The organism is Polaromonas sp. Polasp52 (genome assembly GCF_059491565.1).
On record NZ_CP168513.1, the window covers coordinates 507,225 to 520,258 of the forward strand.

At 65.7% G+C, this 13,034-nt stretch carries 12 protein-coding genes; 6 read left to right on the forward strand and 6 right to left on the reverse strand.

The genetic code is table 11. The features are described 5' to 3' along the window. Window positions 1-140: 140 nt before the first annotated feature. The 3 genes from mutS to ACEN9P_RS02470 are packed head-to-tail and all read left to right on the forward strand — an operon-like array spanning window position 141 to window position 4,465. Complete coding sequence (gene mutS, locus ACEN9P_RS02460) at window positions 141-2,750, forward strand: DNA mismatch repair protein MutS (protein WP_495620975.1); 2,610 nt, start codon at window positions 141-143, stop codon at window positions 2,748-2,750. Window positions 2,751-2,791: 41 nt separating this feature from the next. Further along, the gene (locus ACEN9P_RS02465; protein WP_007872287.1) at window positions 2,792-3,619 is read left to right on the forward strand and encodes a proteasome-type protease; all 828 of its coding nucleotides are present in this window, start codon (window positions 2,792-2,794) and stop codon (window positions 3,617-3,619) included. A 3-nt stretch (window positions 3,620-3,622) separates the two neighbouring features. Continuing rightward, on the forward strand, window positions 3,623-4,465 hold the full coding sequence (locus ACEN9P_RS02470; RefSeq protein WP_477663850.1) for an alpha/beta fold hydrolase: 843 nt from the start codon (window positions 3,623-3,625) through the stop codon (window positions 4,463-4,465). 9 nt (window positions 4,466-4,474) lie between these two features. Here the strand turns inward: ACEN9P_RS02470 and ACEN9P_RS02475 are convergent, their stop codons facing one another. Genes ACEN9P_RS02475 through ACEN9P_RS02485 form a run of 3 tightly spaced genes read right to left on the reverse strand, consistent with a single transcriptional unit; the run spans window position 4,475 to window position 6,556 of the window. Then, window positions 4,475-5,281 (reverse strand): IclR family transcriptional regulator, encoded by an 807-nt coding sequence (locus tag ACEN9P_RS02475; protein ID WP_495620976.1) that lies wholly within the window; start codon window positions 5,279-5,281, stop codon window positions 4,475-4,477. Beyond that, entirely contained in the window at window positions 5,281-6,000 is a 720-nt protein-coding gene (locus ACEN9P_RS02480) for an SDR family NAD(P)-dependent oxidoreductase (protein ID WP_495620977.1), read from the reverse strand. Before ACEN9P_RS02480 ends, ACEN9P_RS02475 begins: the two co-directional genes overlap by 1 nt. Before the next feature lie 28 nt (window positions 6,001-6,028). Next, window positions 6,029-6,556: a 2,4'-dihydroxyacetophenone dioxygenase family protein gene (locus ACEN9P_RS02485; RefSeq protein ID WP_007874999.1), complete on the reverse strand. Its 528-nt coding sequence runs from the start codon at window positions 6,554-6,556 to the stop codon at window positions 6,029-6,031. A 174-nt stretch (window positions 6,557-6,730) separates the two neighbouring features. Between ACEN9P_RS02485 and ACEN9P_RS02490 the strand changes: the two genes are divergently transcribed. Together ACEN9P_RS02490 and ACEN9P_RS02495 are read left to right on the forward strand one after the other, a co-directional pair. After that, complete coding sequence (locus tag ACEN9P_RS02490) at window positions 6,731-8,011, forward strand: MASE1 domain-containing protein (protein ID WP_495620978.1); 1,281 nt, start codon at window positions 6,731-6,733, stop codon at window positions 8,009-8,011. 1 nt (window position 8,012) lies between these two features. Continuing rightward, on the forward strand, window positions 8,013-9,509 hold the full coding sequence (locus ACEN9P_RS02495; protein ID WP_495620979.1) for an acyl-CoA-binding protein: 1,497 nt from the start codon (window positions 8,013-8,015) through the stop codon (window positions 9,507-9,509). Window positions 9,510-9,832: 323 nt separating this feature from the next. Here the strand turns inward: ACEN9P_RS02495 and ACEN9P_RS02500 are convergent, their stop codons facing one another. The 3 genes from ACEN9P_RS02500 to ACEN9P_RS02510 all read right to left on the reverse strand — a co-directional run bounded on the left by ACEN9P_RS02500 (window position 9,833) and on the right by ACEN9P_RS02510 (window position 12,381). Further along, entirely contained in the window at window positions 9,833-10,228 is a 396-nt protein-coding gene (locus ACEN9P_RS02500; protein ID WP_495620980.1) for a DUF3597 domain-containing protein, read from the reverse strand. A 93-nt stretch (window positions 10,229-10,321) separates the two neighbouring features. Beyond that, on the reverse strand, window positions 10,322-11,533 hold the full coding sequence (locus ACEN9P_RS02505) for a dienelactone hydrolase family protein (protein WP_495620981.1): 1,212 nt from the start codon (window positions 11,531-11,533) through the stop codon (window positions 10,322-10,324). Window positions 11,534-11,547: 14 nt separating this feature from the next. Next, window positions 11,548-12,381 (reverse strand): undecaprenyl-diphosphate phosphatase, encoded by an 834-nt coding sequence (locus ACEN9P_RS02510; protein WP_477663858.1) that lies wholly within the window; start codon window positions 12,379-12,381, stop codon window positions 11,548-11,550. A gap of 233 nt (window positions 12,382-12,614) precedes the next feature. Here ACEN9P_RS02510 and ACEN9P_RS02515 point away from each other — a divergent pair, with 233 nt between their 5' ends. Further along, on the forward strand, window positions 12,615-13,025 hold the full coding sequence (locus tag ACEN9P_RS02515; RefSeq protein ID WP_477663859.1) for a DUF2306 domain-containing protein: 411 nt from the start codon (window positions 12,615-12,617) through the stop codon (window positions 13,023-13,025). The last annotated feature ends 9 nt before the right edge of the window (window positions 13,026-13,034 follow it).

Here is a 13,034-nt window from a genome sequence, read left to right on the forward strand (position 1 = left end):
GGGATTGCCCGGGAGTACGCGGGAGTACGCGGGAGTAAAGGACAATCGGGGCCTGCGGGGATGGCGAGGCCTCCCCCTAAGATAGCGGCTTGAGTGAAAAAAATGCCAAATAAAGGGGGCGCCGGCGCGCCGGTTCATTGATGCAAAAGGAAACAATTCGGGGCAAAAATTCCGCAACGGGGGCCGAAGACACCCCCATGATGACGCAGTACAAGCGCATCAAGGCGGACTATCCCGACACACTGGTTTTTTACCGCATGGGCGACTTCTATGAAGTGTTCTTCGCCGACGCGGAGAAAGCCTCACGCCTGCTCGACATCACGCTGACGCGGCGCGGCCAGTCGGCCGGCGAGCCGGTGGTCATGGCCGGTGTGCCCTTCCACTCGCTCGAAGGTTACCTGGCCAAGCTGATCAAGCTCGGCGAATCGGTGGCGATCTGCGAGCAGGTCGGCGACGTCGCCACCAGCAAGGGGCCGGTCGAGCGCAAGGTGGTGCGCGTGGTCACGCCCGGCACGCTGACCGACACCGAGCTGCTCAGCGACAAGACCGAATCCATTTTGCTGGCCGTGCACCAGGGCGCGCGCAACACCTGCGGCCTGGCCTGGCTCAGCGTGACGCAGGGCGAGATCCATCTGGCGCATTGCGCGAATGACGAACTCGAGGCCTGGCTGGCGCGCGTGGCGCCCAGCGAGCTGCTCTACAACATCGACGTGACGCCGGCCTTCGAGCAGCGGATCAAGGCCCAGCGCTGCGCCAGCACCGCCCGCCCGGCCTGGCAGTTCGACGCCGCCCTGGGCGCGCGCCGCCTGCTGGACCAGCTCAAGGTCGCCTCCCTGGCTTCCTGGAACGCCGAGGCATTGAACGAAGCCCATGCCGCCGCCTCGGCGCTGCTCGGCTATGCCGAACACACACAGGGCCGGGCGCTGTCGCATGTGCAGGGCCTGCAGGTGGTGCGATCCGGCGAGCTCATCGAGCTGCCGCAAAGCACGCGCCGCAACCTCGAACTCATACAAACCCTGCGCGGCGAGGACTCGCCCACGCTGTTTTCGCTGCTGGACACCTGCACCACCGGCATGGGCAGCCGCGCGCTCAAGAGCTGGCTGCTCACGCCGCGCCGCGACCGCGCCCAGGCCGCCGCGCGGCTGGACGCCATCACGCATTTGCGCGGCGGCTCACAGCAAAGCCTGCGCACCAAACTCAAGGGCTGCAGCGACGTGGAACGCATCACCGCCCGCATCGCGCTGCGCCAGGTGCGGCCGCGCGAGCTGGTGGCCCTCAAGGACACGCTGCAAAAAGCCGAGCTGGCCGCGCCCGCGGGCAGCGATTTGCCGGAGCTGCTGACCCGCATTTTTGAAGACCTGCAGCCGCCGGCCGGCTGCGCCGCGCTGCTGGGCCGCTATGTGCTCGACGAGCCGGCCGCGCTGATACGCGACGGCGGCGTCATCAACCACGGCTGCGACGCGGACCTCGACGAGCTGCGCGCCATCCAGACCAATTGCGACAGCTTTTTGCTGGACCTGGAAGTGCGCGAAAAAGCCCGCACCGGCATCGCCAACCTGCGCGTGCAGTTCAACAAGGTGCACGGCTTTTACATCGAGGTCACGCAGGGCCAGGTCGACAAGGTGCCCGACGACTACCGCCGCCGCCAGACGCTCAAAAACGCCGAGCGCTACATCACGCCCGAACTCAAGGCCTTTGAGGACAAGGCCCTGTCGGCGCAGGAGCGCGCGCTGGCGCGCGAAAAATGGCTGTACGAACAGCTGCTGGACCAGCTGCAGGACTTCATCCCCGCGCTGAGCCGGCTGGCGCGCGCCCTGGCCTCTCTGGACGCGCTGTGCGCGCTGGCTGAACGCTCGCTCACGCTGAACTGGGCCGCGCCGGTGTTTGTGCGCGAGCCCTGCATAGACATCGTCCAGGGCCGGCACCCGGTGGTGGAGGCGCGCCTGGCCGAAACCGGCGGCGGCTCCTTTATCGCCAACGACAGTGTGATGAGCGGCAAGCACCGCATGCAGGTCATCACCGGCCCCAACATGGGCGGTAAGTCGACCTATATGCGCCAGGTGGCCCTGATCGTGCTGCTGGCCAGCGTGGGCTCCTATGTACCGGCAGCCAGCTGCCGGCTCGGGCCCATAGACGCCATCCACACCCGCATAGGCGCGGCCGACGACGTGGCCAATGCGCAGTCGACCTTCATGCTCGAGATGACCGAGGCCGCGCAGATACTCCACGCCGCCACACCGCACTCGCTGGTGCTGATGGACGAGATAGGCCGCGGCACCTCGACCTTCGACGGCCTGGCGCTGGCCGGCGGCATTGCCGCCTACCTGCACAACAAGACGCAGGCCTTCACGCTGTTCGCCACGCACTATTTCGAGCTCACCGAATTCCCGGCCCAGCACCACGGCGCCATCAATGTGCACGTGAGCGCGGTCGAGTCCGGCGCCGACATCGTGTTTTTGCACCACATCGAGCCCGGCCCCGCCAGCAAGAGCTACGGGATTGCCGTGGCCAAGCTGGCCGGCGTGCCCGCCGCCGTGGTCAACCACGCCCGCCATGCGCTCAGTGCGCTGGAGGCCCACCAGAACGAAGCGCGCGCCCAGGTCGACCTGTTCGCCGCGCCGCCCGAGGCCGCCGTGCCCGAACAAAGCGCGGTGGACAAGGCATTGGGTACCATAGACCCTGATGCACTGACGCCACGCGAGGCGCTGGACGCCCTGTACCGCCTCAAAAAGATGTCCGCCTCGCCGTGAACCAGCGCAAACCGACCTCCCCCACACCCCAAAGCCATCTCATGACCTACTGCGTCGCCGCCAAACTCAACGCCGGGCTGGTGTTTTTGTCAGACTCCCGCACCAACGCGGGCCTGGACCACATCAGCACCTTCCGCAAGATGATCGTCTATGAAAAAGCGGGCGACCGCTTCATGGTGCTGCTGTCGGCCGGCAACCTGTCGATCTCCCAGTCGATACGCGAGATCCTGCAGGTCGAGCAGCTCAAGGACCATGAAGGCGGCGAACCCATCACCATCTGGAACGCCAAAAGCATGTTCGACGCCGCGCGCGTGCTGGGCTCGGCCATCCGCCGCGTCTACGACCGTGACGCCGAGGCGCTCAAGAACGCCGACGTGGACTTCAACGTCTCGCTGGTTTTCGGCGGCCAGATCCGCGGCGAGAACATGCGCCTGTTCCAGATGTATTCGGCCGGCAACTTCATTGAAGCCACGGACGAGACGCCCTACTTCCAGGTCGGCGAGTCCAAATACGGCAAACCCGTGCTGGACCGCGTGCTGACCCCCGCCACGCCGCTGGCCGAGGCCGCCAAATGTGTGCTGGTGTCCATGGACTCGACCATGAAGTCCAACCTCTCGGTGGGCCTGCCGCTGGACCTGGTGGTCTACGAGGCCGACACCTACAAAAGCGACAAGATCGTCTGCATCGACAACGACAACCCCTACTACCGCATGATGCACAGCAGCTGGGGCCAGAAGCTGCGCGAGGTCTTCGACAGCATCGAGGACCCGGTCTGGGACGACGCGCACACCGACATCCCGCTGAAGATGCCGGCCACGCGCCACGAGCCTCTGAAAAAAATCAGCACGCCCGACGAGAAACTGATTTAAGCCGTGCCAGCCAACGCCAAACCGCTGGTCATTTTTTCCCACGGCAACAGCTTCCCGGCCGGCACTTACAGCGCGGTTTTTAATAGCCTGAAAGCCCGCGGCTTCCAGGTCAAGGCGGTTGACAAATTCGGCCACGACCCGCGCTACCCGGTCACCAGCAACTGGCCGCACCTGGTGCAGCAGCTGGCCGACTTCACGGCCCGCGAGGTTGAAAAAGCCGGCCAGCCGGCCTTCCTGGTCGGCCATTCGCTGGGCGGTTTTTTAAGCCTGATGTGCGCTGCCCGCAACCCGCAGCTGGGCGGCCAGCCCGTCAAGGGCGTGGTACTCGTCGACTCGCCCATCCTGGGCGGCTGGCGCGCGCGCGCCCTCAGCGTCGCCAAACGCGCACAGCTGGTCGGCGCCATCTCGCCCGGCGCCATCAGCCGCAAGCGCAAAAACCAGTGGCTGGGCAAGGATGAGGTGTTCGAGCACTTCCGCGGCAAAAAAGCCTTTGCCGCCTGGGACGAGCAGGTGCTGCGCGACTACATCGCGCACGGCACCTATGAAGGCACGGGCGAGGACGAAGGCAAGCAGCTGCTGAGCTTTGACCGCGACGTGGAAACCGCGATCTACAACACGCTGCCCGACAACCTCGAAGGCCTGCTCAAGCGCCATCCCCTGAAATGCCCCGTCGCCTTTATAGGCGGGCGCCAGTCGGCCGAGATGAAGCAGGTCGGCATGGGGATGACAGAGAAAGTCACCAAGGGGCGGATCATGATGCTGGATGGCAGCCACCTGTTCCCCATGGAAAAGCCTTTGATGACGGCGGCGGCCATCGAGGCGGCCTTGCGGAATTTCCTGGACTGATCCAGGCGCCTACAACACCTCCGCCGACGACAAGGCTGGCGTCTCGGCGATTCGCGCCGAAATGGCCCGGCAAGCCTCCAGCAGCGGCGCCACATAGGCCTGCTCGGGGTTGTCCTTCTGCCGGAACATCAAAGTGCTGACGCTGATGGCGGCCACCGGCGCGCCCCCTCCGCCGCGTATCACCGCGCCGTAGCAAAAAATCCCCGCCTCGTGTTCTTCGCCGTCAACCGACCAGCCGCGTTCACGCGTGATCTGCAGCTGCTTGCGCAAGTCGGGCAGCTTCACCAAAGTGTTGCCGGTGTAGCGCGGCAAGGGCAGCCCCTGCAGCAGCGGCTCCAGCACAGCAGGCTCCAGCGCCGCCATATAAGCCTTGCCGACCGCCGTCGCGTGCAGCGCCACGCTGCTACCTATGCGGGAGGCCATGCGCACGGCGCTCGGGCTTTCGAGTTTTTCGATATAGACCATGGCGCTGCCGTTGGGCACGGCCAGGTGAACGGTCTCGCCGGTGATATCGCGCAGGCGCTTGAGTTCATCGACCGCGGCCAGGCGCAGGTCCGAGCGGCCCCAGCTGCGGCTGGCCAGCTGGATCAGGCGCGGACCCAGGGCCAGCAGCGCGCCGCGCTCGTTCTCGACGAGCAGGCGCTCGGCCACCAGGGCCGCGACGATGCGGTGCACCGTGGGCCTGGGGTAGCCGCTGGCCTTGACCAGTGCGCCTACGTTGAGCGGCTGCTCCGAGTCGGCCACCAGCTGCAGCACGTGCATGAATTTGGAAAACGCGGCCGTGCCGGCCACCTGCGACGTGCTGGGCGACGCCATCACGACACCATGTAGCCGCCGTCCACCGGCAGGATCACGCCGGTCATAAAGGCGGCGGCCGGTGTGCAAAGAAACATCGCGGCTTCGGCCACATCCTTGGGTGTGCCCCAGCGGCCCATGGGCGTGCGCGCCAGGATGGGGCCGGCGCGCGCCGGGTCGTCCTGCAGGGCTTGTGTGAGCGGCGTGGCGATCCAGCCTGGCGCGATGGCGTTCACGCGTATGCCATCGGGCGCATAGGCGATTGCCAGCGACTTGGTGAGCTGGGCGACGCCGCCCTTGCTGGCCGCATAACCGGGCACCAGGCCGCCGCCGAAAAAGCTCAGCATGGAGGCCGTGTTGACGATGCAGCCGCGGCTGGCCTTGAGGCGCTCACGCGTGGCGGTGCACACGCGCATGGTGCCGCTCAGGTTGACGGCCAGCACTTTTTCGAAGACCTCGATGTCGTGCTCGGCGCCGCGCTGGATGATGCCGGCGCAGTTGAACACAATGTCCAGCGTGGCAATGCCGGCCAGCGCCGCATCCAGGCTGGTAGCCGAGGTCACGTCGGCCTGGCGCACCTCTACAGCCGCCTCCAGCGTGCCATCGCCGCCGCCCAGCCCCAGGGCCGTGACCTCGGCGCCCAGCGCCGCGAGGTGGTTGGCGATGACGGCGCCTATGCCCTGGGTCGCGCCGGCGACCAGCGCGCGTTTGCCTTTAAAGAGTCCGGCCTGGTAGGTCATGAATAAGCCCTGGAAGATACGTCCGCACTCAGCGGATAAATTGTTGTGTGTAATCGGCGCCCAGGCCGACGGCTTCGAAGTGCTTGTTGCACATCTCGATCTTGGTGAACACGTCCTCATAACCCATGCCCTTGCCATAGGGGTCGGTGTAGTACATGACACCATTGACCTGGAAGTAGGTGATCATTTCCTCGACGTCCTCGGGCACATACAGCGTGTGGGTTTCGCCGGGCGGCTCGAACACATAGCTGCCCTCGGTGGCTTCCCAGTCGTGCTCCAGGTAGCGCCAGCGGCCCTTGAGCACAAAGCCATGCACCGCCTGCGGATGGCGGTGCCGGCTCAGCACGCCGGACTTGCGCACCCGCAGCAAATTCATCCAGTAGCCCTGGCTGGCGTTCAGGCACAGCGGCCGGAACCAGACGTTCTCGGCCTGCGGCACCCAGAGCCGTTCATCGGTCGGGATGGCGTGCTGCACCACGATTTCCGGCCTGGCGTCGGGCGGGTTGGGGTACTGGTAGGGCATCAGCGGCGTCTGGTCGGGGGTGTCTACAGGCATGGGATTTGTCCATATTGTGGATACATGTCCATATTATAGAAAGCCAATAGCCCGAAGGCGCGGGGATTTACCCCTAAGCGCGCAAGCCGTCATTTGCAACAGACTGGATAAACTACGCCAACCATCCGGCGCCTGCGCCGAGTAATAACACGCGACTCTCCGAGGAGAACCCCCATGGCCCTGCCCCTTATCGTCACCCTCGCCGTGACCTTTCTTGCCTGGGCCGTCGCGGCCATCGTGTCCCAGAGCATGGGCGATGCGATGACGCTGAGCGCTTCCGTCTGGCTGGCCACCGGGGTGACTTTTGGCGCGCTGCTGGTGGTCAAGCCGGCCAAACGTTTTGCCGTGCTGGCAGGCGCCGCGCTGGCGGCCATCCTGCTGTCGCTGCTGGACGGCCTGGCGCTGTTGCCAGCGCTCGCCTTCGGCGCCAACGAGGCGCTGGCGGCCGGCCTGGGCGCCTGGGTGGCGCGCCTGCTGCGCGCGCCCCGTCCCGACGGCCGCATCGAGCCGGGCAAGGCCTATGCCGGCTTGCTGGTCGGCGCGCTGCTGACTTCCGCGCTGGGCGCCAGCATCGCCATCGTGCTCTGGAGCTGGGCCCTGCCCCAGCCCATCCCCCTGCTGACCGAGTGGCGTGTCTGGGCCTGCACGACCTTTGTCGGCATCCTGCTGGTCGCGCCGCTCATCACTTCCTTCGCGGGCTTCAAGGTCAAGCGTTCGGGCGGCATGGCCAGCAGCCAGTTTCTTGCGGGCGCCGGCACCTTTGTGCTGTTCTTTGTGGTGGCGGCGCTGATTTTTTCGAGCGATGTGTCCGACCGTTTCGGCGCCTCGCTGGGCCCCACGCTGGCCTACCTGCCGCTGCCCTTTATGGTGGTCACCGCCATCCTGTGGAAGGAACGCGGCGCCACGCTGGCCACGCTGCTGGGCGCGCTGGCGCTGATCGCCTGGACCAACAGCGGCGGCGGGCCTTTCGCCGAGGTCGAGGGCTTTCCGGGCGAGGCGGTGATCGAGGTCCAGGGTTATGTGGCCGTGATGGCGCTGCTGGTGGGCGTGGTCAACGCGCTGGGTGCCACCGCCGCGCAGGCGCTCGCGCTGGCGCAGGACTGGCGCACCCGCTACCGCCAGGTGCTGGAATCGAACCGCACGGTGGTCGCCAATTTCGACGCCAGGACCGGCGCGGCCGAATGGGGCGAAGGCGCCAGCGACCTGCTGCGCACCGATGCCGCAGGCCTGCTGACGGTGCAGGACTTCATCACCCACGCCGACCCGCAGGAGCAGCCCGCGCTGCAGGCCGACTGGCGCGACCTCACGCAGGGCCAGCGCGAGCACGTGCTGTGGAAAAACACCCTGCGCTGGAGCGACGGCCGCGTGGCCGCCGTGAGCGCGCGCCTGTCGGGCGTGCGCGGTGCCGACGGCCAGGTCGAACAGGTGGCCGTGCTGCTGGAAGTCGAGGCCTGACGTGGCAGCGGACACGCCCATCACACCCACGGCCGAAGCGGCCGTGGACAAAAGCACGCCCGCCGTCTTCCTGATCCACGGCCTGGGCGGCACGCAATACGACCTGGGCTCCATGCACAAGCGGCTGAAAAACGCCGGCTTCGTCACGCACTCGCTGACCCTGCCCGGCCACGGCACCACGCCCGAGGACCTGGTCCAGGTCACGGCCGAGCAATGGATGGAGGCCGTGACGGCCAAGTACCACGAGGTGGCCGCGCAGCACGACAACTTCCACATCATGGGCATGTGCATGGGCGCGCTGCTGGCCACCGAGCTGGCCAAGCGCCAGAAACACACGCGCGGCAAACTGATCGCGCTGGCGCCGCCGATTTACATCGACGGCTGGGCCACCGCCTGGTACACACCGGCGCGCCACCTGATGTATTACGTGCCCGGCGTTTCTGCGCGCATGCGGGTGGAAGAGGAAGACCCTTTCGGCATCAAGAACGAGCAGCTGCGCGCCATCGTCAAGGCCAAGTTCGCGCGCGGCGAAAACTTCCACTACCGCTGGGTGCCGCTGGCCTGCATACGGCAGGTGGACCGCCTGCGCCGCTGGGTCATGGCCGACCTCAAAAACATGGCCAGCGAAACCCTGGTGATCCATGCGCGCGAAGACGAGCTCACCAGCCTGGCCTCGGCCAACTACCTGGTCGAACAGATAGGCGGCGCCAAGGCGCGCATGGTGGTGCTGGAGAACAGCTACCACATGATCTGCGTCGACAACGACCGCGAGCAGGTGGCGCGCAACGTGCTGGAGTTTTTCGGCGCCAGCAGCGCCGCCTCGCTGGGCATGGCGGTGGACGACCCCAAGATGGGCGCCGACGCCCTGCAGGCTTTCGCGCAATCGCTGCGCGCGGCGCTGGAGGCCGGCGACTTCAGCGGCGTCTTTGCCCGGGGCGCTTCCGACATGGGCTGGTTCCAGCCCGGCAGCAACCGCGCCAGCGGCATCTACCGCGGCAACAAGGGCCTGCAGGCCATGCTGCCCTGGGCTACCGGCGTGAAGTTCACCGCCTTCGGCCAGCCGGTGTTCAATGCCGGCATCGCGGTGCTGCCCGCCACGCTCACGGCTTCAGGCCTGATGTCGCAAGGCGTGCTGGCCTTTGCCGTGCGTTCGGGCCGGCTGCTGGACGCGCGCTGGTTCCCCGACGACGTGGCACTGGAAGACGCCCACTTCGGCGCGCCGCCGGCGCCTTCCGGCTCCAGCGAGGCCGAACGCGCTTTCGAGGCCGCCGGCATTGCCGTCAAGACGCTGGCCAAGCCGCCCGGCAACGAAGAGCTGCTGGCGCTCTACGCGCTCTACAAGCAGGCCACGGTGGGCGACGCGACGGGCGAGCGCCCCGGCATGATGGACGTGACCGGCCGCGCCAAATTCGACGCCTGGGCCGGGCGCAAGGGCATGGCCCGCGAAGAAGCGATGGCGGCTTATGCCGCGCTGGTGGAGAAACTCAAGACGCTTTGATCAAGCAAATAGCTGCTCACAAAACCCCAGCAAAGCGATCACGGCCCACACGGCCACGACCGGTGCGTCATCTGAATGTATTTATCTGTGGAAATCTGCGTAATCTGCGGATAAATGAATTCATCCGCCGATTGAAGACGAGACATTTGTACTCAGCATTGAACATGACCGCGATCTCTATCTCCATACGCTGGCCGCAGGGCTTTGCACCATGATTTTTTATCGCGTCATCTGTGGATAAAAGAATTCATCCGCAGATTACGCAGATTTACGCAGATTGAAGGCAAAGCGTCTGCGGCTATGGCGGCTCTTCGCCCAGACTTCTAGTCCTTGAGCTCAGCAGGCACCTTGCCGCCGTTGGCGGCCAGCTTGTTCATGACCTGCTTGTGCAGCCAGATGTTCATGGCCGCGCTGTCATTCATGTCGCCCGTGTAGCCCAGCTCCTTCGCGAGCTCCTTGCGTTCGCCGAGGCTGCTGTCCAGGTGCAACAGCTTCATCAGGTCGACGATGGAGGTCTTCCAGTTGAGTTTTTCCGGGTTCTTGCTGGCCATGCCGTTGAGCAGGGCTTCGACGTCAACCTGCTGCATGGGCGGCGTTGCGGGCGCCGGGGCGGGTGCTGCGGGCGCCGCGCCAGCGGGAGCGGCGGCGACCGGCGGCGCGGTGTCGGGCGTTTGCAGCGAGGGGAATATCTTGCCGAAAATTTTTCCGAGAATACTCATGGTGCGCCTCAGGGTGGAGTTAAAAAAACCAGCCTAACACCGGGATATGACGGTTTTTGTCGGACGTCACGCCAATCGCAGAAATTGCAGCGCTCAGCGGGCTGGCGCACCCACGCGCTTGAGGCCCGCTTCGCCCGCCCGCGCCGCGACATCCGGCTGCCACACGACCTGGTCGTCCACGGCATAGAGCCAGCACCTGGATTTCGCCCTCGCGCATTGCTGGAAGGTCGTGGCCATGGCCTCGGGTTCGCCGGCGTTGAAATACCAGCCGCCTTTTTCCGTCACCGCAAAGGCCTTGGGCGGGGGCAGGCCGCGAAAGTGGGCATAACGCGCCTTGCCGGCATCGCTGAGCGGCACGGCGGCCAAATCATCGGCTGCCGCGAAACCCGAGGCCGGCGGAAGCACATAGTGGTGGCCCTTGAAACGCTGGGCGTGCGACAGCAGCAAAGGCTGGCCCAGCTGCGCCGAAAGAAACTCGAACATGCGTATATGCGAGGCCTCGCGCGCCGCGGGGTTGCCGCCCACCATGGCCTTGCCGGTCTTGGTGTTGCCCAGGCCTTCCATCTGCTTCACAGGGCCGGTGCCGTCAAAGCCGTGGTAGCTGCCCGGGTAGACCACCAGGTCCACGGGCGCGTTGGCCTTGTTCTTTCGCAGGCGCTCCTGCAGCGTCACGCATTCGCCGGCCAGCGTCCAGTCGTCGAGCTCGCCGATCATGATCAGCAGCGGCGTGTGGACTTCATAGTTCCACATCTTGTTGTTCACCAGGCAGCCGGGATAAAAAGCCACGGCGGCGCGCGGCCGCACTTTCTGCGCCTGCACGTATTTGTCGGTGGCGTCCACCGTGCTCAGCACGGTCTGGGCGCCGTGCGACCAACCCATGACCACGATGCGCGAGGCATCCACCGAGGGCTGCTTCACCAGCCAGGCGATGGCGGCGAACACGTCTTCCCGGCGTTCGGCTTCATGGATGGTGCGAAGCTTGTTCGGTGTCTCGCAGATCGACTTGTGGCCGCGCGGCGTGAAGCTGTCCAGCGGCAGGAAATGGATGCGCTCGGCGTTGAAATAACCCGCGTAGCGGAAAAAGCGCTCGGCAAAATTGCCCTTGCTGTCCAGCCCGCCGCCGCAGCCGTGCAAGCCGATGATGACGGGCCTGGGCTCGCCGTCGCCCACGTCAAACCAGTAGCCCGGGATCTCCAGCTTGCCGTCCAGCGAGGGGATGCTCACCGGTCCGGCCGCATGCGAGAGCTGGCCCGCCAGCAGCAGCAGCCCCGCGAGCAGCGAAAAAAACCGAAAGGCCCAGCCCATGCGCGCGGCCCGCATTATTCGGCCCAGACCACCAGGCCGCTCCAGGCCGTGGCCAGCACCACGATGCCGAAGGCGATGCGGTACCAGGCGAAAGGCACAAAGCTGTTGCTCGAGATATAGCGCAGCAGCCAGCGCACGCACAGCCAGGCGCTCAGGAAGGAGAACACCAGGCCCACCCCGAACAGCGGCAGGTCGGCCATGGACAGCAGCGCGCGCTCCTTGTAGAGGCTGTAGACACCCGCGCCTATCAGCGTGGGCATGGCCAGGAAGAAAGAAAAGTCGGTGGCCGCCTTGCGCGACAGCCCCAGCAGCATGCCGCCTATGATGGTCGCGCCGCTGCGGCTGGTGCCCGGGATCATCGCCAGGCACTGCACCAGGCCGACCTTGACCGCGTCCATCACGGTCATGGCCTCCACTTCCTGGACGCGCGCGGCGGCCGGGTTGTTCTGCTGGCGCTTTTCGGCCCAGAGGATGATGAAGCCGCCGATGATGAAGGTGCTGGCCACCACGACCGGCGTGAACAGATGGGCCTTGATGGCCTTGCCGAACAGCAGGCCCAGTACCACGGCCGGCACAAAAGCCACCAGCACGTTGAGCACAAACTGTTGCGCCTGTTTCTCGGTCGGCAGCGCCACCACGGTCGCGCGAATCTTCTGCCAGTAGACCAGGATCACCGCAAAGATGGCGCCGGTCTGGATCGCGATGTCGAAGACCTTGGCCTTGTCGTCGTCAAAACCGAGCAGCGCGCCCGCAAGAATGAGGTGGCCTGTCGAGGAGATGGGAAGGAATTCAGTCAGGCCCTCGACGATGCCCATGATGGCGGCCTTGATCAACAGTGCGATATCCAATGCTGGCTCCAGAAATTAGGTGGAGTGATTATGGCCGTAGCTGTTGGCCCGTCCCTTGCGCAGCGAAAGGCCGCAGCGCCCGGGGGTCCGTACCAGCAGGGGCCGCGGGACTGGCTTTGCCAGACCGCAGGCGCCGGTCCCCTTGAGGGGAGAACAGGCTACACGCAGTGAGCCTGGACAGGGGTGGGCGATATGTGCACAATTTGTTACCCCCATCGCCAGTCGCCACCGCCATGCAACTGACACCGCTGATCGCCATTCACCTGTTTGCCGCCAGCGCGGCCATCGTCATCGGGCCGGTCGCGCTGTGGGCGCGCAAGGGACGCGTTCAGCGGCCCAAGCTGCACCGGGCTTTTGGTTATGCCTTCGTCACCATGATGCTGGTCACCGCCGCGACGGCGGTTTTCATCCGTGACTACGACTATCCCAATATCGCCGGCTACACCCCCATCCACTTGCTGGTGCCCTTCGCGCTGTTCAGCATGACGGGCGCGTTCTGGCATCTGAGCCGCGGCAACATCGCGGGCCACCGCGGCGCCATGCAGGCCCTCTACATAGGCGCATGCCTTGTCGCAGGCGTGTTCACGCTGATGCCCGACCGCTACCTGGGCAAGCTGCTGTGGGGGCAGCTGGGCCTGCTCTAATCAAGGGAG